This is a genomic window from Pseudomonas sp. F-14 TE3623 (assembly GCF_053629015.1).
Map to the genome: position 1 here is coordinate 260,053 of NZ_JBRJHM010000001.1, position 19,430 is coordinate 279,482.

The window sequence follows — 19,430 nt, forward strand, 5'->3', positions numbered from 1 at the left end:
GTCTATGAAAGCGCTACAACTCCCCCTTAAAAATTATCCGGCGACCGCGCCTTCTCCCGCGCATGCTCGCGGCTGATCACGCCCTTGGTCACCAGCTCTTTCAGGCACATATCCAGTGTCTGCATCCCCAGCGACCCTCCGGTCTGAATTGACGAGTACATCTGCGCCACCTTGTCTTCGCGGATCAGGTTACGGATCGCTGAAGTGCCAAGCATGATTTCGTGGGCGGCAACTCGTCCGCCACCGATTTTCTTGATCAATGTCTGCGACACCACCGCCAGCAACGATTCGGAGAGCATTGAGCGCACCATTGATTTCTCGTCGCCCGGAAACACGTCCACCACCCGGTCGATGGTTTTCGCCGCCGAAGTGGTGTGCAACGTGCCGAACACCAGGTGACCGGTCTCGGCGGCAGTCAATGCCAGCCGAATAGTCTCCAGATCACGCATTTCCCCTACCAGAATCACGTCCGGGTCTTCGCGCAGGGCTGAGCGCAGCGCCGTGGCGAAGCTGCGGGTATCGCGATGGACTTCGCGCTGATTGATCAGGCATTTGCGCGATTCGTGGACGAACTCGATGGGGTCTTCAATGGTGAGGATGTGGTGATGGCGATGGTTGTTCAGGTAATCGATCATCGCCGCCAGCGTAGTGGACTTGCCGGAACCGGTCGGACCGGTCACCAGCACCAGGCCCCGGGGCGCCTCGGTAATCTTGCGAAACACTTCCCCCATGCCCAGATCGTCCATGCTCAAGACCTTGGACGGGATGGTCCGGAATACCGCGCCGGCACCGCGATTCTGGTTGAAGGCATTGACCCGAAAACGCGCCACGCCGGGCACTTCGAAGGAAAAGTCGGTTTCAAGATGCTTCTCAAAGTCCACCCGCTGGAGGTCGTTCATGATGTCGTAGATCAGCTCATGCACCTCCTTGTGGTCCAGGGCCGGCAGGTTGATGCGTCGCACATCGCCATCGACACGGATCATCGGTGGCAGGCCGGCGGACAGGTGCAGGTCAGACGCGCCTTGTTTGGCGCTGAAAGCCAGCAGCTCAGTGATATCCATAGCGCTCCTCAATTCCAGTAGAATGCCGCGAACCTTCAGACCGCTGGCGCCTCTTGATGTCCACGATAGCAGACAACATTGCTCAGGTTAGTTCACGCATCCGTGCTGCCGCGCTCGCCGTCGGGCGCGACGAGCACACCATCCAGCTACTAGCCGTGAGCAAGACCAAGCCCGCCGAAGCCCTGCGGGAAGCGTATGCCGCCGGCCTGCGCGATTTTGGCGAGAACTACCTGCAGGAAGCCTTGAGCAAACAGCTCGAATTGGCCGACCTGCCCTTGATCTGGCACTTCATCGGCCCCATTCAATCGAACAAGACTCGCGCTATCGCCGAGCATTTCGACTGGGTGCATTCCGTGGATCGCTTGAAAATCGCACAACGCCTGTCCGAACAACGCCCTGCCGATTTGCCTCCATTGAACATCTGCATCCAGGTCAACGTCAGCGGCGAAGCCAGCAAGTCCGGCTGCACCCCGGCCGACCTGCCCGCCCTGGTCGATGCCATCAGCGCTCTACCGCATCTGAAATTGCGCGGGCTGATGGCGATTCCCGAGCCGACTGAAGATCGCGCCGCCCAGGATGCAGCCTTTGCTGCCGTGCAGAGCCTGCAAGCCAGCCTGAATCTGCCACTCGACACACTTTCCATGGGCATGAGCCACGACCTCGAGTCGGCCATTGCCCAGGGCGCCACTTGGGTTCGTATCGGTACGGCCCTGTTTGGCGCCCGCGGCTCTCAACAAGTGCATAGTCAGCCTCACCGTGGCTGACTCACCTCTCTCTATAAGGACCTGACATGAGCAAGACTCGTATTGCCTTTATCGGAGCCGGCAACATGGCCGCCAGCCTGATCGGCGGCCTGCGCGCCAAAGGTCTGGACGCCGCGCAAATCCGCGCCAGCGATCCGGGTGAAGAAACCCGTGCCCGCGTGAGCGCCGAACACGGCATCGAAGTGTTTGCCGAGAACGCCGAAGCCATTCAGGGCGTGGACGTGATCGTGCTGGCGGTCAAACCGCAGGCGATGAAAGCCGTTTGCGAAGCCATTCGCCCAAGCCTCAAGCCAAATCAACTGGTGGTCTCGATTGCGGCCGGCATCACCTGCGCCAGCATGAACAACTGGCTTGGCGCCCAGCCTATCGTGCGCTGCATGCCCAACACCCCGGCGCTGCTGCGCCAGGGCGTGAGCGGCTTGTACGCCACCGGCGAGGTGAGCTCCGAACAACGCCAACAGGCTGAGGAGCTGCTGTCGGCGGTTGGCATTGCCCTGTGGCTGGAAGAAGAACAGCAACTGGACGCGGTCACCGCCGTTTCCGGAAGCGGCCCTGCGTATTTCTTCCTGCTGATCGAAGCCATGACCGCTGCAGGTGTGAAGCTCGGCCTGCCAGCGGACATCGCCGCACAACTGACCGTGCAAACCGCTTTGGGCGCTGCACACATGGCAGTCGCAAGCGATGTCGACGCGGCTGAACTGCGTCGTCGCGTGACATCGCCTGCGGGCACCACCGAAGCGGCGATCAAGTCATTCCAGGCTGGCGGCTTCGAAGCCCTGGTAGAAAAAGCACTCGGCGCCGCTGCGCACCGCTCGGCCGAGATGGCTGAGCAACTCGGCCGCTAATCAGCTCTTACAAAGGAATCAATGATGCTCGGACTCAATGACGCTGCCATCTTCGTAATTAAAACCTTGGGCAGCCTGTACCTGCTGATCGTACTGCTGCGCTTTATCCTGCAATTGGTTCGGGCGAATTTTTACAACCCGCTCTGCCAGTTCATCGTGAAAGCCACTCAACCGTTGCTCAAGCCTCTGCGCCGGGTAATCCCGAGCATGTTCGGGCTGGACATGTCGTCACTGGTACTGGCGCTGATCGTGCAGATGGTGCTGATAGCGGTCATCCTGCTGCTCAAAGGCTTCATGGTTGACTGGCTGTTCTTGGTGCCTTGGGCACTGATCGCAATCTTCTCGCTGTTCTTGAGTATTCTGTTCTACGCAATGATCATCAGTGTGATTCTGTCCTGGGTCGCCCCGGGGAGTCACAATCCAGGCGCAGAGCTGGTCGCGCAGATTACTGAACCAGTGCTTGCGCCGTTCCGTCGGATCATTCCGAACCTGGGCGGTCTCGATATTTCGCCGATCTTCGCGTTTATCGCAATCCAGTTGGTGCAAAGCTGGCTGATCCCGCGCCTTGCGTACTATGCCCTCATGCCACAGGGGCTGCTCGGCCTGATCTGATGAGCTACTTTCGCTGGGACGGTGATGACCTGATTCTGGAGTGTCACCTGCAACCTGCGGCCCGCAGCGATGATTTCTGCGGGCTGCATGGCGATCGCCTGAAGATCCGCCTGACCGCACCGCCGGTTGAAGGCAAGGCCAATGCGTATCTGATGGCGTTTCTGGCCAAGGCGTTCGGGGTTTCCAAGAGTCAGGTGAGTTTGCTCAGCGGGGAGCTGAACCGGCAGAAACGGGTGCGGATTTGCTCGCCGAAGAAGCTGCCGGATTTGCAGGATCTGGTGCGCCCGGCAGGCTGACCGTGTCATCGCTCATCGCGAGCAGGCTCGCTCCCACAATGGAATGCGTCCCTGTGGGAGCGAGCCTGCTCGCGATTGCCGCGCCTCGGTCTACCTGGGGAAAAAACAGGCCCGGCCTTTGCTTGCCGCTAACCCCACCGGTCTTTAGACTTACGCCTCATTTCAATGAGAGCAGGGTCGATGCCAGCTGCCTTCCCCCCCGATTCTGTTGGTCTGGTGACGCCGCAAGTGGCGCACTTCAGTGAACCCCTGGCCTTGGCCTGCGGACGTTCGTTGCCCGCTTATGACCTGATATACGAAACCTACGGCACGCTGAACGCTACGGCGAGCAACGCGGTGCTGATCTGCCACGCCTTGTCCGGTCACCATCACGCTGCCGGCTTCCACAGCCCCGACGACCGCAAACCCGGTTGGTGGGACAGCTGCATCGGCCCCGGAAAACCGATCGACACCAACAAGTTCTTCGTGGTCAGCCTGAACAACTTGGGCGGCTGCAACGGTTCCACCGGCCCCAGCAGCATCAATCCGGAAACCGGCAAGCCGTTTGGCGCCGACTTCCCTGTGCTGACCGTGGAAGACTGGGTCCACAGCCAGGCACGCCTCGCCGACCTGCTCGGCATCCGCCAATGGGCGGCGGTGATCGGCGGCAGCCTCGGCGGCATGCAGGCCTTGCAGTGGACCATCACCTACCCGGACCGCGTGCGGCACTGCCTGGCGATCGCCTCGGCACCGAAACTGTCGGCGCAGAACATCGCATTCAACGAAGTCGCACGCCAGGCGATCCTCACCGACCCGGAGTTCCACGGCGGTTCGTTCCAGGAAGCGGGGGTGATCCCCAAGCGCGGGCTGATGCTGGCGCGGATGGTCGGGCACATCACGTACCTGTCCGACGACTCCATGGGCGAGAAATTCGGTCGCGGCCTGAAGAGCGAAAAGCTCAACTACGACTTCCACAGCGTCGAGTTTCAGGTCGAAAGCTACCTGCGGTATCAGGGCGAGGAGTTTTCCGGACGTTTCGACGCCAACACCTACCTGCTGATGACCAAGGCGCTGGACTACTTCGACCCGGCGGCGAACTTCGACAATGACCTGGCGAAAACCTTCGCCAATGCCCAGGCCAGGTTCTGCGTGATGTCCTTCACCACCGACTGGCGCTTCTCCCCTGCCCGCTCGCGGGAACTGGTGGACGCGCTGATGGCGGCCAGAAAAGACGTCTGCTACCTGGAGATCGACGCTCCGCAAGGCCACGATGCCTTCCTGATTCCGATCCCGCGTTATTTGCAGGCCTTCAGCAATTACATGAACCGTATAGCGCTTTGAGGAAGACATGAGAGCCGATCTGGAAATCATCCAGGAATGGATCCCCGCCGGCAGCCGCGTGCTCGACCTCGGTTGCGGTGACGGCGAGTTGCTGACCTGGCTGCGTGATCACAAACAGGTCACCGGCTATGGCCTGGAAAACGACCCGGACAACATCGCCGAGTGCGTGGCCAAGGGCATCAACGTCATCGAGCAAGATCTGGACAAGGGCCTGGGCAACTTTGCCAGCAACAGCTTCGACATCGTGGTCATGACCCAGGCCCTGCAAGCTGTGCACTACCCGGACAGGATCCTCGACGAAATGCTGCGGGTCGGTCGCCAGTGCATCATCACCTTCCCCAACTTCGGTCACTGGCGCTGCCGCTGGTACCTGGCGAGCAAGGGCCGGATGCCGGTTTCGGAGTTTCTGCCATACACCTGGTACAACACGCCGAACATCCACTTCTGCACTTTCGAAGACTTTGAAGCGCTGTGTCGCGAACGTGAAGCCAAGGTCATTGATCGGCTTGCCGTGGATCAACAGCATCGGCATGGGTGGGCCAGTAAGCTATGGCCTAATCTGTTAGGTGAGATCGGCATCTATCGCGTCAGCAGCCCCGGTCTGCCGGACCACAAGGTCGCGGTCTGAATCACGACACTTCGAGGAGAACGATCATGGGTCGTCTAGCACTGTTTTTACTTACTGCCTGCCTGAGCGTCACCGCCATGGCCGCCGACGTCATCAAGGGCGAGCGCAAGGAAACCTTTGGCGACGTGACGGTGCATTACAACACCTTCAATTCCACTTTCCTGACACCGGATATCGCCAAGGCGGCCGAGCTGACCCGCAGCAAGAATCAGGGCGTGATCAACGTTTCGGTACTCAAGGAAGGTAAACCACAGACGGCTCAGGTCAGCGGCACGGTCAAAGACCTGACCAGCCAAAGCATTCCGTTGAAGTTCAAACAGATCACTGAAACAGGCGCGGTGTACTACATCGCCCAGTTCCCGGTGGATCAGCAGGAAATCCGCACCTTTGACATCAAGGTGCAGACCGGCGACAAAACCAACACCATCAGCTTCCAACAAGAGCTTTTCCCCGGCCAATGATGAATTTCACGCAACTCGTACTGGCCAGCCATAACGCCGGCAAACTCAAGGAACTCCAGGCCATGCTCGGCGAATCGGTGCACTTGCGCTCGATCGGCGAGTTCAGCAGCGTCGAGCCTGAAGAAACCGGCCTGTCGTTCGTCGAGAACGCCATTCTCAAGGCCCGCAATGCCTCGCGCATTTCCGGTTTGCCGGCCTTGGCCGACGATTCGGGGCTGGCGGTGGATTTCCTCGGCGGTGCGCCAGGTATCTATTCGGCCCGTTACGCCGACGGCAAAGGCGATGCGGCGAACAACGCCAAACTGCTCGACGTGTTGAAAGAGGTGCCCGAAGCCGAGCGCGGTGCGCAGTTTGTCTGTGTGCTGGCGCTGGTGCGTCATGCCGACGATCCGTTGCCCATTCTCTGCGAAGGCCTGTGGCATGGGCGCATCCTGACCCAGGCCAGCGGCGAACACGGTTTTGGCTACGATCCGCTGTTCTGGGTGCCGGAGCGTGAATGCTCCAGCGCCGAGCTGAGCCCGAGTGACAAGAACCTCATCAGCCACCGCGCCCGTGCAATGGATCTGCTGCGCCAGCGTCTGGGCCTGAAATGACCCATGACTCGTCCGCGTCGCCGCTGATTTTCGGCGGCGCCGCACAATCGCCTCGAGCGGCCCTGCCCGTGCTGCCGCCCCTGGCGTTGTACATCCACATCCCGTGGTGTGTACGCAAATGCCCTTATTGCGACTTCAACTCCCACACCGCCAGCCCCGTGCTGCCGGAAGAAGAATATGTCGACGCCCTGCTGGCCGACCTCGATCAGGACCTGCATGCGGTTTATGGCCGTGAGCTGAGCTCGATCTTCTTCGGTGGCGGCACGCCGAGCCTGTTCAGTGCCGAGGCTCTGGGCCGTTTGCTCAAGGGTGTAGAGCAACGTATTCCGTTTGCCAATGACATCGAAATCACCCTGGAAGCCAACCCCGGGACGTTCGAGCAGGAGAAATTCCGCGCCTACCGGGCGCTGGGCATCAATCGCCTGTCGATCGGCATCCAGAGCTTTCAGGAAGAGAAACTCAAGGCACTGGGGCGGATTCACAACGGTGATGAAGCAGTTCGTGCCGCCGACATGGCCCGTCAGGCCGGCTTCGACAACTTCAATCTGGACTTGATGCATGGTTTGCCCGATCAGTCCCTGGACGATGCCCTGAACGATCTGCGCCAGGCCATTGCCCTGAAGCCGACCCATTTATCCTGGTATCAGCTGACGCTGGAACCGAACACGGTGTTCTGGAACCAGCCGCCGACGCTGCCGGAAGACGACACCCTGTGGGATATTCAGGAGGCCGGTCAGGCACTGTTGGCCGAACACGGTTACGCGCAATACGAAGTTTCGGCCTATGCCCAGCCCGGTCGTGCGGCGCGGCATAACCTCAATTACTGGAGTTTCGGCGACTTCATCGGCATCGGCGCCGGCGCCCACGGCAAGCTCAGCCATCCGGACGGGCGCATCGTGCGCACCTGGAAGACCCGCCTGCCGAAGGACTACCTCAACCCGGCCAAAAGCTTCCAGGCCGGCGAGAAAGCCCTGACCAACGAAGAACTGCCGTTCGAGTTCCTGATGAACGCCTTGCGCCTGACCGAGGGCGTCGAAGCGCGATTGTATCCGGAGCGCACCGGGCTGCCCCTGGAAAGCCTCGCCGAAGGCCGTCGCGAGGCCGAACAAAGTGGCTTGTTGCAGGTCGAACCGTCACGTCTGGCGGCCACGCTGCGCGGACAACTCTTTCTCAATGACTTGCTGCAGAATTTTCTGACATAAGGAAATCGAATGGATCTGGTACTCGACCTGCTCGCCACCGTGTCCCGCTGGAGCCGTAGCAACCTGTCGGAAATCTCTCTGGCGCTGGTGGGCTGTTTGCTGGTGCTGTTTGGCGCCGACATCAAAGGCTGGGTCGACCAACGCCTGGGCAGCATCGCCGGCGCCCTGCGCGTCCCGCTGATGGCCCTGCTGTGCATGGTCGGCAGCGGCGTGGCGCTGATCTATGCAACGCCATGGATCATCAAAGGCCTCGGCCAGTTCAACAACTACAGCCTGGCACCGGTGCTGTTGGTGGTGCTGGTGTTGATTGGCGTTGTAGCTGATCGCCGCTGATCTCCAAGCACAACACAAAACAAATGTGGGAGCGGGCTTGCTCGCGAAAGCGGTAGATCATTCAACAGTGATGTTGACTGATACGACGCCTTCGCGAGCAAGCCCGCTCCCACATTTGGTATTGCGTAGGGCTCAGGACTGTTTTTCGAACTTCAGATCCCACACGCCATGCCCAAGACGTTCGCCGCGGCGTTCGAACTTGGTGATCGGGCGTTCGGTCGGGCGCGGGACGCATTTGCCGTCTTCGGCAAGGTTGCGATAGCCCGGGGCGACGTTCATCACTTCCAGCATGTACTCGGCGTACGGTTCCCAGTCGGTGGCCATGTGCAACACACCGCCGACCTTCAACTTGCTGCGCACCAGTTCAGCGAATGACGCCTGAACGATACGACGCTTGTGGTGACGGCTCTTGTGCCACGGGTCCGGGAAAAACAGCATCAGGCGATCGAGGCTGTTGTCGGCAATGCAACGGTTGAGCACTTCGATCGCATCGCAATCGTAGACGCGCAGGTTGGTCAGGCCCTGAGTCAGCACGCCATTGAGCAGCGCGCCGACACCCGGACGGTGAACCTCAACGCCAATGAAATCCTGCTCCGGCGAGGCCGCAGCCATTTCCAGCAGCGAATGGCCCATGCCGAAGCCGATTTCCAGCGAGCGCGGTGCCGAGCGGCCGAACACCTGATCGAAGTCCACCGGCGCATCGGCCAAAGGCAGTACGAACAGCGGCGTACCTTGGTCCAGACCGCGTTGCTGGCCTTCGGTCATGCGCCCGGCGCGCATCACGAAACTCTTGATGCGGCGGTGTTGGCGCTCTTCGCCTTCTTCCGTCTGGATTGGCGTGTCGTTTGATTCAGTCATCAATGGCTCTTACTTGATCAGACCATCCAGCGGCGAGGAGGCGCTGGCATAGAGTTTTTTCGGCATGCGGCCGGCGAGGTAGGCCAGACGGCCCGCCACGATGGCGTGTTTCATGGCTTCGGCCATCATGATCGGCTGCTGGGCATGGGCGATGGCCGAGTTCATCAGCACCGCTTCGCAACCCAGTTCCATGGCGATGGTGGCGTCGGAGGCAGTACCGACACCGGCATCCACCAGCACCGGAATTTTCGCTTCTTCGAGGATGATCTGCAGGTTGTACGGGTTGCAGATCCCCAGGCCTGTGCCGATCAGACCGGCCAGCGGCATGACCGCGATGCAGCCGATCTCCACCAGTTGACGGGCAATGATCGGGTCATCGCTGGTGTACACCATCACGTCGAAACCTTCCTTGACCAGCACTTCGGCGGCCTTGAGGGTTTCGATCACGTTGGGGAACAGGGTTTTCTGATCCGCCAGCACTTCCAGCTTCACCAGGTTGTGGCCGCCGAGCAGCTCACGGGCCAGGCGGCAGGTACGCACAGCCTCGGTAGCGTCGAAGCAGCCGGCGGTGTTAGGCAGGAAGGTGTAGCGATCCGGTGACAGGACTTCGAGCAGGTTCGGTTCGCCCGGGTTCTGGCCGAGGTTGGTGCGGCGCACGGCGAAGGTGACGATCTCGGCACCCGAGGCTTCGATGGCCAGGCGGGTTTCTTCCATGTCGCGGTACTTGCCGGTGCCTACCAGCAAACGCGACTGGTAAGTACGACCGGCCAGGACGAAAGGCTTGTCGCTACGAACGATGCTCATGGGAAATCCTCTGTAGGGGTGAGGTTCTTGCAGAATTCTGTGCCCATTAGGGCCGGACGACTAGCCGCCGCCGATGGCATGGACCACTTCGATGGAATCGCCGTCGTTCAGCGTGGTTTCAGCGTGCTGGCTGCGCGGGACGATATCCAGATTGAGCTCGACCGCCACCCGGCGCCCGGTCAGCTCCAGACGGGTCAGCAGGGCCGCAACGGTTTCACCGTCGGGCAGTTCAAGGGATTCGCCGTTCAATTGAATGCGCATACCGAATGCCGCCATCATTTTTAGGGGCTGGCATTCTAGCCCGATCAGTCAGGCCGACCCAAGCCATTCGTCACGAAATGGACCGCGTGGTCAGCTCAACCGCCAAGCGGCAAGCCCCAGGCAAACCCAGCCGACCAGGAACGCCAGGCCACCGAAGGGCGTAACGATCCCGAGCTTGCTTATGCCCGTTATCGTCAGCAGGTACAGGCTGCCGGAAAACAACAGAATGCCAATAGCAAATGATGCGCCGGCCCAAGTAATCAGTCGACCGGGAATCTGCGTAGCGAGCAGCGCTACACCCAGCAGCGCCAAGGTATGCACCAGTTGATAGGTGACACCCGTATGGAAAATCGCCAGGTACTCGGCGCTCAGGCGGCTTTTCAGGCCATGGGCAGCGAATGCGCCCAAGGCAACTCCGGTGAAGCCGAAAAAAGCAGCCAGCATCAGGAAGCCACGCAACATGAAGAACTCCAGTCAGACTCGATCAACAGGGTCTGTATAATGGCCGGCTCAACGGGTTCGGCCAAGCCATCTCTATGCTGCAGTTAATTTTCCGCCGTTTCACGAAGGCCCTGCTCTGGTTCGCGGGCGGCAGCGTATTGCTGGTGTTGCTGTTTCGGGTGGTGCCACCACCGGGAACGGCGCTGATGGTCGAGCGCAAGGTCGAATCCTGGTTCGACGGCGAACCCATCGACCTGCAACGCACCTGGAAACCCTGGGACGAAATCTCCGACGACCTGAAAGTCGCAGTGATTGCCGGTGAGGATCAGAAGTTTCCCGAGCATTGGGGCTTTGATATCGGCGCGATTCAGGCGGCGTTTGCGCATAACGAACGCGGTGGCTCGATTCGTGGCGCCAGCACGCTAAGCCAGCAAGTGTCGAAGAACCTGTTTCTGTGGTCTGGCCGCAGCTGGCTGCGCAAAGGCCTGGAAGTCTGGTTTACCGGGCTGATCGAGGTGTTCTGGCCCAAGCAGCGGATTCTTGAGGTGTACCTCAACAGCGTCGAGTGGGATGAAGGCGTGTTTGGCGCCGAAGCGGCCGCCCGGCATCATTTTGGTGTGGGCGCTCGCTCGATATCCCGACAGCAGGCGAGTTTGCTGGCGGCGGTACTGCCGAACCCGCGGGTGTGGAGCGCCAGCCATCCAACCTCTTACGTTGCAAGACGGGCCGGGTGGATTCGCCAACAGATGAGTCAGTTGGGTGGGGACAGTTATCTGCTCGGGCTCAACGTTTCGCGCCGGGCGCCTTGGTCTCAATAACGCTAAAGCCCGCTCCCACATTGGTTCTGTGGTTAACAGGAATATTGGGCACCAACAAAAACGCCCCGATCAATGATCGGGGCGTTTTTTATTGCCGGTGCGCAGGTTACGCGGCGATCGACAGTTTGAGCTTGTTCATCGCGCTCTTCTCGAGCTGACGAATACGCTCGGCCGACACGTTGTACTTCTGCGCTAGGTCGTGCAGCGTGGCTTTTTCTTCTGCCAGCCAGCGCTGGTAGAGGATGTCGCGGCTGCGGTCGTCCAGCACTTCAAGCGCTTCGTGCAGGTTGTGGTTGGAGTTGTCGCTCCAATCGGCGTCTTCCAGTTGACGGGCCGGGTCGTACCGGTGGTCTTCCAGATAGTTGGCCGGCGACTGGAATGCACTGTCGTCGTCCGCTTCCGCAGCCGGGTCGAAAGCCATGTCATGGCCAGTCAGGCGACTTTCCATCTCGCGCACTTCCCGCGGCTCTACGCCGAGGCTTTCCGCCACGCGATGGACTTCCTCGTTGTTCAGCCAGGCCAGACGCTTCTTCTGGCTGCGCAGGTTGAAGAACAACTTGCGCTGAGCCTTGGTGGTCGCGACTTTCACGATCCGCCAGTTGCGCAGGATGAACTCGTGGATTTCCGCCTTGATCCAGTGCACCGCAAAGGACACCAGGCGTACACCCATTTCCGGGTTGAAACGCTTGACCGCTTTCATCAGGCCGACGTTGCCTTCCTGGATCAGGTCAGCCTGGGCCAGGCCGTAGCCGGAATAGCTACGGGCAATGTGTACGACAAAACGCAGGTGGGCGAGCACCATCTGCCGAGCCGCCCCCAAATCCTGCTCATAATAGAGACTCTCGGCCAGTTCACGCTCCTGCTCCGGTGTCAGCAATGGAATGCTGTTCACCGTGTGCACATAGGCCTCCAGGTTCGCACCCGGGACCAGAGCATATGCAGGCTGCAAAGAATTGGTCATACGAAAAAACCTCCGACTTACATAACTCGTGCAGTTCAGCACTGCGAAAATTGACCGGAAACCAAAAGACAAGTTCCCATAAACGCTGAAAGGTCAATACGAGCAAAATGATATTACTTTGGCGCAAGCTCCCGCAGGTGGCGTGCGACTGCAATCCATGCACCGATATACCCCAACAGCACCGCGCCAAGCAAGAGCGATAGACCGTCGGCAACTGGCACTCCGGCCAGCGCAAAATCACTGCCGTACAAACCGGCCAGCCCAACCACCGCGTCGTTCAGCCAGTTCAGGCCGAACGCCAATACACCCCAGGCAAAAATCCCCGCACCGAAGCCATAAAGTGCACCCATATACAGAAAGGGCCTGCGCACATAGCTGTCAGTGCCGCCGACGAGTTTAATCACTTCTATCTCTGTGCGGCGGTTTTCAATATGAAGACGAATGGTATTGCCTATCACCAAAAGTAATGCAGAAACCAAAAGCACCGTCAGACCGAAGACAAAACGATCGCCCAGCTTGAGGATGGCTGCCAGACGCTCGACCCAGACTAGATCAAGTTGCGCCTGTTGTACCTTCGGCAATTCGGAAAGTTTTTGTCTCAATGCTTCAAGCGTGGGCTTGTCGACCTCGTTCGGGGTCACCAGGACCACGCCCGGCAGCGGGTTTTCCGGGAGTTCCTTGAGCGCTTCGCCCAGTCCGGACTGCTGCTGAAACTCTTCCAGCGCCTGATCGCGACCCACGTATTCGGCCTCGGCCACACCCGGCATACCCTTGATCTGCTCACGCAACGACTCGCCCTGCTCAGGGCTGGCATCGAGTTGCAGGTACAGGGAAATCTGCGCCGCACGCTGCCAGGAACCGCCAAGACGCTCGACGTTACTTAGCAAAAGTGACAGGCCCATCGGCAAGCTGAGGGCAACTGCCATCACCATGCAGGTGAAAAAGCTGCCTATCGGGTGTTTACCCAAGCGGCGCAAGCTGTCCAGCAGACTGGCACGATGGCTTTCGACCCAGGCACGGAACAGCGTAGAGAAATCCGGGCCATCGTCATCGTCGCGCTTTTTCTTCTGCGGCTGCGGATCGGCGGGTTTCGGGGCTACGCGCTCGGAAACCTTGGGGCTACGTGTTGCACTCATACGCCAGCCTCCCCATCGCCGATCAATCGGCCACGCTGCAGGGTGAGCATGCGGTGACGCATGCGGGCAATCAGTGCCAGGTCGTGACTGGCGATCAGCACGCTGGTACCCAAACGGTTGATGTCTTCGAACACGCCCATGATTTCTGCCGCCAGACGCGGGTCGAGGTTACCGGTCGGTTCATCCGCCAGCAGCAAGGCCGGACGGTGAACGATGGCGCGAGCGATGCCGACGCGCTGTTGCTGGCCAGTGGACAGGTCGCCGGGGTAGAGATCGGTTTTGTCCGAGAGCGCCACGCGCTCCAGGGCCGAGTCCACGCGCTTGGCGACTTCGGCCTTGGACAGGCCAAGGATCTGCAGCGGCAATGCGACGTTGTTGAACACCGTGCGATCGAACAGCAGTTGGTGATTCTGGAACACCACGCCGATTTGACGGCGCAGGAATGGAATCTGCGCATTGCTGATGGTGCTCAGGTCTTGCCCTGCCAGCAGCAATTTGCCGGTGGTCGGACGCTCCATGGCCAGCAACAGCCGCAACAAGGTGCTTTTACCGGCGCCGGAATGGCCGGTGACAAACAAGAATTCGCCCCGACGGACTCGAAAGCTCAGCTCATGCAAGCCGACGTGACCATTCGGGTAGCGTTTACCGACCTGTTCGAAACGAATCATGAACGCTCCCGCTCGGCAAACAATGCCTGGACAAAGGGTTCTGCTTCAAAAGTACGCAAATCGTCGATGCCTTCGCCGACGCCGATATAGCGAATCGGCAAGCCAAACTGCTTGGCCAGGGCGAAAATCACCCCGCCCTTGGCAGTGCCATCGAGTTTGGTCAGCGCCAGGCCAGTCAGTTCGACGGTCTGGTTGAATTGCTTGGCCTGGTTGATGGCGTTCTGGCCGGTACCGGCGTCGAGCACCAACAGCACTTCGTGCGGCGCATCGGCGTCGAGCTTGCCGATAACCCGGCGAACTTTTTTCAGTTCTTCCATCAGGTTGTCTTTGGTGTGCAAACGACCGGCGGTGTCGGCGATCAGCACGTCAATGCCACGGGCCTTGGCGGCCTGTACAGCATCGAAGATGACCGAAGCCGAATCGGCGCCGGTGTGCTGGGCGATCACCGGAATCTTGTTGCGCTCACCCCAGACCTGCAGCTGCTCCACCGCAGCGGCGCGGAAAGTATCACCGGCGGCGAGCATGACTTTCTTGCCTTCCAGTTGCAGCTTCTTCGCCAGTTTGCCGATGGTGGTGGTCTTGCCGGCGCCGTTGACGCCCACCACCAGAATCACGAACGGCTTGTTCTGCGAGGTGATTTTCAGCGGCTGCTCGACGGGCTTGAGCATCGCTGCCAGTTCGGCTTGCAGGGATTTGTACAACGCATCGGCATCGGCCAGCTCTTTGCGGGCGACTTTCTGGGTCAGGCGCTGAATGATCACCGACGTCGCTTCGACGCCGACATCGGCGGTCAGCAGACGGGTTTCGATGTCTTCGAGCAACTCGTCATCGATGATTTTCTTGCCGAGGAACAGGCTGGCCATGCCCTCGCCAATGCTGGCGCTGGTCTTGGACAAGCCTTGCTTGAGGCGAGCGAAGAAACCGGCCTTGGACTCTTCGGTACGCACAGGCTCGACCGGAGTTTCCACTGGAGCAACGGGCGTGGCGACAACAGGAACGATGACCGGTGCAGGTGCAGGTGCTTGAACAATCGGAGCAACCGGAGCAGGAGCAACAAATACCGATACTTCTGGCTCTGGAGCAACCGGCGCAGGCTCGGCCACGAACACAGGTTCAATGACCGGCTCAACCATTGGCGCCTGAACCGGTTCTGGAGCAAACGCAGTCGGGGCCGGAATCGGCGGAGTGAAGTGAGCTGCTTGCTCATCTTCGACCAGCGCCACCGGCTCTTCCGCCACCGGCAATGTCAGCCACGGCTCAGCGGCTGGCGTCAGCGGCAATGGGGCCACGACTTCGGTTTCAGGCGCAGGCTCAGGCTCAGGCTCAGGCTCGGCCGCAGATTGCAGCACCGGCTCGGCGATCGGCGCAGGCACTTCATCCATGACCGGCGCCGGTGTTGGCTCAGGAAGTGGTTGTGGCTGTTCGACAACGGGTTCCTGCGGCTTTTTGCGCAGCCATCCGAACAGGCTTTTCTTCTCACCAGCCGCAGCTGGGGTCTTCTTGTCGTCGTTGGAACCAAACATGGAGGACGGCTATCTCACGGTAGCGACGCGCCAAAGAGCGCCTCGGCAATAAATAATTCGATGCAGAACAGACTGCGATTCATCCAGCTTGTTCACGCGCAACATTTTGTCGAGGTGCCAACGGCACCTCAAAGGTTGATTAATACTAAGGACTGGAACGGCATCGTCGGCGAAAACGCAGAGTTTAGCTGACAAACTCAAAGCCCAAGCCGCAAACCCAAACAACCTACTGACCGATCAAAGGCCTGATAGGCGTGGCCGCCAGTAAAACGGATCAGTATCCTAGCACCTCCTCGCCCGCCTAGGCTAAGACCAAGCGGGCAGCCCCAAAGGTTTAAAAACGAATGAATGCTCTAGCCCGCCGCGCTGCAGGCCTGCTGTTCAGCACAGTTTGTCTGCCACTTTCAGCCCTGGCTGCCGATCCACAACCCACCCACGAATTCACCCTCGACAACGGCTTGAAGGTCGTCGTGCGCGAAGACCATCGTGCGCCGGTCGTCGTTTCCCAGGTCTGGTACAAGGTTGGCTCAAGCTATGAGACCCCGGGCCAGACCGGGCTGTCCCATGCGCTGGAACACATGATGTTCAAGGGCAGCGAGAAAGTCGGCCCCGGCGAAGCGTCGCTGATCCTGCGCGACCTCGGCGCCGAAGAGAACGCCTTCACCAGCGACGACTTCACCGCGTATTACCAAGTGCTGGCCCGTGACCGTCTGGGCGTGGCCTTCGAGCTGGAAGCCGACCGCATGGCCAATCTGCGCCTGCCAGCCGACGAGTTCACCCGCGAGATCGAGGTGATCAAGGAAGAACGTCGCCTGCGCACCGACGACAAGCCGATGTCCAAGGCCTACGAGCGCTTCATGGCCATGGCCTACCCCGCCAGCGGTTATCACACGCCGACCATCGGCTGGATGGCGGACCTCGACCGCATGAAGATCGAAGAACTGCGCCACTGGTATCAATCCTGGTATGTGCCGAACAACGCTACCCTGGTAGTGGTTGGTGACGTGACTCCGGACGAAGTCAAAACCCTGGCCCAGCGTTACTTCGGCCCGATCGCCAAGCGCGACGTGCCACCCGCGAAAATCCCGCTGGAGCTGGCCGAGCCCGGCGAACGGAAAATCACCCTGCATGTGCAGACCCAATTGCCGAGCCTGATGCTGGCCTTCAACGTACCGAGCATCGCCACCGCCGAAGACAAGCGTTCGGTGAACGCTCTGCGCCTGATCTCCGCACTGCTCGACGGCGGCTACAGCGGCCGGATCCCGACGCAACTGGAACGCGGTGAAGAGCTGGTGTCCGGCGGTTCGTCGAGCTACGACGCCTATACCCGTGGCGACAGCCTGTTCACTTTGTCGGCCACGCCGAACACTCAGAAGAAGAAAACCATGGCCCAGGCGGAAGCCGGCCTGTGGAAACTGCTTGAACAGCTGAAAACCACGGCGCCGTCCACTGAAGAACTGGAGCGGGTGCGAGCGCAGGTCATTGCCGGCCTGGTCTACGAGCGTGACTCGATCACCAGCCAGGCCACCGCCATCGGCCAACTGGAAACCGTCGGCTTGTCCTGGAAACTGATGGACACCGAACTCGCCGACCTGGAAAGCGTGACCCCGCAAGACATCCAGAAGGCCGCCAAGCTGTATTTCACCCGCGCACGTCTCAGCGTCGCCCATGTACTGCCAGAGGAGACGACTCATGAGTGAGCGTAAAAAACCACGCCTGGCCCTGATCGGCCTGGTCGTCATTGCACTGCTCGGGTCTGCCGCCTTCTATTTCTCCAAGTCTGACGAAACCAGCGCCAGCGAAGCCCTCGACAAAGCCAAGTCCAGCCAGAAGTTGCAATCGTTGGCAGAACTCGACGGCAAGGCCCCAAGCCATCGCTCGCTGAACGTGCAGACCTGGAACACCGCCGAAGGCGCCAAGGTGCTGTTCGTCGAAGCCCGTGAGCTGCCGATGTTCGATATGCGCCTGACTTTCGCCGCCGGTAGCAGCCAGGATGGCGATGCACCCGGCCTGGCACTGTTGACCAACGCCATGCTCAACGAAGGTGTGGCCGGCAAAGACGTCGGCGCTATCGCCCAAGGCTTCGAAGGCCTGGGGGCCGACTTCGGTAACGGTGCCTATAAAGACATGGCGATTGCCTCGCTGCGCAGCCTCAGTGCCGCGGACAAACGCGAGCCTGCCTTGAAGCTGTTTGCTGAAGTCGTCGGCAAACCGACCTTCCCCGCCGACTCGTTTGCCCGCATCAAGAACCAGATGCTGGCCGGCTTCGAATACCAGAAACAGAACCCCGGCAAACTCGCCAGCCTGGAGCTGATGAACCGCTTGTATGGCGATCACCCGTACGCGCATTCCAGCGACGGCACGGCGAAAAGCATTCCACCGATCACCTTGGCGCAGTTGCGGGCCTTCCATCAGAAAGCCTACGCCGCCGGTAACGTGGTGATTGCGCTGGTGGGCGATTTGTCGCGCGCCGACGCCGAGGCGGTTGCCGCACAAGTGTCCGCCGATCTGCCAAAAGGGCCGGCCCTGGCGAAAATCGAGCAACCGACCGACCCCAAGTCCAGCATCGGCCATATCGAGTTTCCGTCCAAGCAAACCAACCTGATGATCGCGCAACTGGGCATCGACCGTGACGATCCGGATTACGCAGCGCTGTCCCTGGGCAATCAGATCCTTGGCGGCGGTGGTTTCGGCACCCGCTTGATGAGTGAAGTGCGCGAGAAGCGCGGCCTGGCCTATGGCGTGTATTCGGGTTTCAGCCCGATGCAGGTTCGCGGCCCGTTCATGATCAACCTGCAAACCCGCGCCGAGATGAGCGAAGGCACGCTGAAACTGGTGCAGGACGTGCTCGCCGACTACCTTAAAACCGGCCCTACCCAGAAAGAACTCGACGACGCCAAGCGTGAATTGGCCGGCAGCTTCCCGCTGTCCACCGCCAGTAACGCCGATATCGTCGGGCAGCTCGGCGCCATGGGTTTTTACAACTTGCCGCTGAGCTACCTGGAAGACTTCATGCAGCAGTCCCAGAGCCTGACCGTCGAGCAAGTCAAAACCGCATTGAACAAACACCTGAGCACGGACAAACTGGTCATCGTCAGCGCTGGCCCGACCGTGCCACAAAAGCCGTTACCGGCCCCATCTGACAAACCTGCCGAGCAACCGCTCGGGGTTCCGGAGCATTAATGGCCCGTCCATCGCGCCCTAAAAAACCTGTTCACAACGTGCATAATGGCGTGAATCAACTGCGCATCATCGGCGGTGAATGGGGCAGCCGAAAGCTGAGCTTCCCCGATGCGCCAGGCTTGCGCCCAACGCCGGACCGAGTCCGTGAAACCCTGTTCAACTGGCTCGCGCCTTATGTCGCCGGGGCCAAGGTACTCGACCCCTTTGCCGGTAGCGGCGCGTTGTTTCTCGAGGCTTTGTCCCGTGGCGCAGCAATGGGCCAGGCGCTGGATGCCAGCAACATCGCGGTAGCGAGCATCAAGGAACATCTGGGCACCCTGCGCTGCACCACCGGCCAGGTACAGACTGCCGACGCGTTGCGCTATCTGGAAACCCAACCGGCAACGGCATTCGACCTGGTGTTTCTCGACCCGCCGTTTAATCAGAATCTGTTGCCGGCCGTTTGCACTTTGCTCGAAGAGCGTCATTGGCTGAGTGACGATGCGTGGGTCTACACTGAAAGCGAAACGGCACCGTCGATATTGGGTTTGCCAGAAAATTGGCGCCTGCATCGGGAGCAAAAATCCGGACGGGTGTATTACGCGTTGTGGCAACGTATGGCAGGGATCGCCGGTTAGTCCGGCCTGTAAAAACGGTGCGAAGCTCAGTCAGTTAACGCTGCG

The 19,430-nt window shown here is 60.1% G+C and carries 23 protein-coding genes; 14 read left to right on the plus strand and 9 right to left on the minus strand.

Translation table 11 applies throughout. The features are described from left to right. Positions 1 to 26: 26 nt before the first annotated feature. Positions 27 to 1,061 carry a type IV pilus twitching motility protein PilT gene (locus AB7M29_RS01155; RefSeq protein WP_123500239.1) on the minus strand — a complete coding sequence of 345 codons (1,035 nt, stop codon included), beginning with the start codon at positions 1,059 to 1,061 and terminating at the stop codon, positions 27 to 29. 56 nt (positions 1,062 to 1,117) lie between these two features. Between AB7M29_RS01155 and AB7M29_RS01160 the strand changes: the two genes are divergently transcribed. From AB7M29_RS01160 to AB7M29_RS01205, 10 genes are all read left to right on the plus strand, one after another. Next, entirely contained in the window at positions 1,118 to 1,825 is a 708-nt protein-coding gene (locus AB7M29_RS01160; protein ID WP_217857470.1) for a YggS family pyridoxal phosphate-dependent enzyme, read from the plus strand. Positions 1,826 to 1,851: 26 nt separating this feature from the next. Further along, positions 1,852 to 2,670, plus strand: a complete 819-nt coding sequence (proC, locus tag AB7M29_RS01165; RefSeq protein ID WP_217857471.1) for a pyrroline-5-carboxylate reductase — start codon at positions 1,852 to 1,854, stop codon at positions 2,668 to 2,670. A gap of 24 nt (positions 2,671 to 2,694) precedes the next feature. Then, positions 2,695 to 3,282 carry a YggT family protein gene (locus AB7M29_RS01170; RefSeq protein ID WP_052964991.1) on the plus strand — a complete coding sequence of 196 codons (588 nt, stop codon included), beginning with the start codon at positions 2,695 to 2,697 and terminating at the stop codon, positions 3,280 to 3,282. Next, positions 3,282 to 3,578 carry a DUF167 domain-containing protein gene (locus AB7M29_RS01175; RefSeq protein WP_217857472.1) on the plus strand — a complete coding sequence of 99 codons (297 nt, stop codon included), beginning with the start codon at positions 3,282 to 3,284 and terminating at the stop codon, positions 3,576 to 3,578. Before AB7M29_RS01170 ends, AB7M29_RS01175 begins: the two co-directional genes overlap by 1 nt. A 180-nt stretch (positions 3,579 to 3,758) precedes the next feature. Beyond that, complete coding sequence (gene metX, locus AB7M29_RS01180; RefSeq protein WP_217857473.1) at positions 3,759 to 4,898, plus strand: homoserine O-succinyltransferase MetX; 1,140 nt, start codon at positions 3,759 to 3,761, stop codon at positions 4,896 to 4,898. 7 nt (positions 4,899 to 4,905) lie between these two features. Further along, a complete protein-coding gene (gene metW, locus AB7M29_RS01185; RefSeq protein ID WP_052964988.1) occupies positions 4,906 to 5,526 on the plus strand; it encodes a methionine biosynthesis protein MetW in 621 nt (206 codons plus the stop codon). A gap of 26 nt (positions 5,527 to 5,552) precedes the next feature. Further along, positions 5,553 to 5,987, plus strand: a complete 435-nt coding sequence (locus AB7M29_RS01190) for a DUF4426 domain-containing protein (RefSeq protein ID WP_052964987.1) — start codon at positions 5,553 to 5,555, stop codon at positions 5,985 to 5,987. Beyond that, positions 5,984 to 6,580: an RdgB/HAM1 family non-canonical purine NTP pyrophosphatase gene (gene rdgB / locus AB7M29_RS01195; protein ID WP_454246173.1), complete on the plus strand. Its 597-nt coding sequence runs from the start codon at positions 5,984 to 5,986 to the stop codon at positions 6,578 to 6,580. The genes AB7M29_RS01190 and rdgB overlap by 4 nt, the downstream gene beginning before the upstream one ends. Continuing rightward, positions 6,577 to 7,782 (plus strand): radical SAM family heme chaperone HemW, encoded by a 1,206-nt coding sequence (hemW, locus tag AB7M29_RS01200; protein WP_454246174.1) that lies wholly within the window; start codon positions 6,577 to 6,579, stop codon positions 7,780 to 7,782. The genes rdgB and hemW overlap by 4 nt, the downstream gene beginning before the upstream one ends. A gap of 9 nt (positions 7,783 to 7,791) precedes the next feature. Further along, on the plus strand, positions 7,792 to 8,115 hold the full coding sequence (locus tag AB7M29_RS01205; protein ID WP_217857476.1) for a DUF3392 domain-containing protein: 324 nt from the start codon (positions 7,792 to 7,794) through the stop codon (positions 8,113 to 8,115). A 132-nt stretch (positions 8,116 to 8,247) separates the two neighbouring features. Here the strand turns inward: AB7M29_RS01205 and trmB are convergent, their stop codons facing one another. The 4 genes from trmB to AB7M29_RS01225 form a co-directional block, all read right to left on the minus strand. Further along, a complete protein-coding gene (gene trmB, locus AB7M29_RS01210; RefSeq protein ID WP_052964985.1) occupies positions 8,248 to 8,973 on the minus strand; it encodes a tRNA (guanosine(46)-N7)-methyltransferase TrmB in 726 nt (241 codons plus the stop codon). Between the two features lie 9 nt (positions 8,974 to 8,982). Continuing rightward, a complete protein-coding gene (locus AB7M29_RS01215) occupies positions 8,983 to 9,777 on the minus strand; it encodes a thiazole synthase (RefSeq protein ID WP_454246175.1) in 795 nt (264 codons plus the stop codon). A 60-nt stretch (positions 9,778 to 9,837) separates the two neighbouring features. Beyond that, the gene (gene thiS / locus AB7M29_RS01220; protein WP_454246176.1) at positions 9,838 to 10,038 is read right to left on the minus strand and encodes a sulfur carrier protein ThiS; all 201 of its coding nucleotides are present in this window, start codon (positions 10,036 to 10,038) and stop codon (positions 9,838 to 9,840) included. Positions 10,039 to 10,128: 90 nt separating this feature from the next. Next, entirely contained in the window at positions 10,129 to 10,500 is a 372-nt protein-coding gene (locus tag AB7M29_RS01225) for a DUF423 domain-containing protein (protein WP_038980963.1), read from the minus strand. 74 nt (positions 10,501 to 10,574) lie between these two features. On the opposite strand from AB7M29_RS01225, the gene mtgA reads away from it, so the two are divergent. Then, entirely contained in the window at positions 10,575 to 11,297 is a 723-nt protein-coding gene (gene mtgA / locus AB7M29_RS01230; RefSeq protein WP_217857479.1) for a monofunctional biosynthetic peptidoglycan transglycosylase, read from the plus strand. Positions 11,298 to 11,403: 106 nt separating this feature from the next. On the opposite strand, the gene rpoH is transcribed toward mtgA, so the two are convergent. The 4 genes from rpoH to ftsY all read right to left on the minus strand — a co-directional run bounded on the left by rpoH (position 11,404) and on the right by ftsY (position 15,585). After that, complete coding sequence (rpoH, locus tag AB7M29_RS01235; RefSeq protein ID WP_007897890.1) at positions 11,404 to 12,258, minus strand: RNA polymerase sigma factor RpoH; 855 nt, start codon at positions 12,256 to 12,258, stop codon at positions 11,404 to 11,406. Positions 12,259 to 12,371: 113 nt separating this feature from the next. Continuing rightward, entirely contained in the window at positions 12,372 to 13,394 is a 1,023-nt protein-coding gene (gene ftsX, locus AB7M29_RS01240) for a permease-like cell division protein FtsX (RefSeq protein ID WP_217857480.1), read from the minus strand. Further along, a complete protein-coding gene (ftsE, locus tag AB7M29_RS01245; RefSeq protein WP_007897888.1) occupies positions 13,391 to 14,062 on the minus strand; it encodes a cell division ATP-binding protein FtsE in 672 nt (223 codons plus the stop codon). The genes ftsX and ftsE overlap by 4 nt, the downstream gene beginning before the upstream one ends. Further along, positions 14,059 to 15,585 (minus strand): signal recognition particle-docking protein FtsY, encoded by a 1,527-nt coding sequence (gene ftsY / locus AB7M29_RS01250; RefSeq protein ID WP_454246177.1) that lies wholly within the window; start codon positions 15,583 to 15,585, stop codon positions 14,059 to 14,061. Before ftsY ends, ftsE begins: the two co-directional genes overlap by 4 nt. Positions 15,586 to 15,929: 344 nt before the next feature. On the opposite strand from ftsY, the gene AB7M29_RS01255 reads away from it, so the two are divergent. The 3 genes from AB7M29_RS01255 to rsmD are packed head-to-tail and all read left to right on the plus strand — an operon-like array spanning position 15,930 to position 19,385. Next, positions 15,930 to 17,285: a M16 family metallopeptidase gene (locus AB7M29_RS01255; protein ID WP_454246178.1), complete on the plus strand. Its 1,356-nt coding sequence runs from the start codon at positions 15,930 to 15,932 to the stop codon at positions 17,283 to 17,285. Beyond that, positions 17,278 to 18,768, plus strand: a complete 1,491-nt coding sequence (locus tag AB7M29_RS01260) for a M16 family metallopeptidase (protein ID WP_217857483.1) — start codon at positions 17,278 to 17,280, stop codon at positions 18,766 to 18,768. Before AB7M29_RS01255 ends, AB7M29_RS01260 begins: the two co-directional genes overlap by 8 nt. Continuing rightward, positions 18,768 to 19,385, plus strand: coding sequence for a 16S rRNA (guanine(966)-N(2))-methyltransferase RsmD (rsmD, locus tag AB7M29_RS01265; RefSeq protein ID WP_063342248.1), 618 nt, complete (start codon positions 18,768 to 18,770; stop codon positions 19,383 to 19,385). Before AB7M29_RS01260 ends, rsmD begins: the two co-directional genes overlap by 1 nt. Positions 19,386 to 19,430 lie beyond the last annotated feature (45 nt).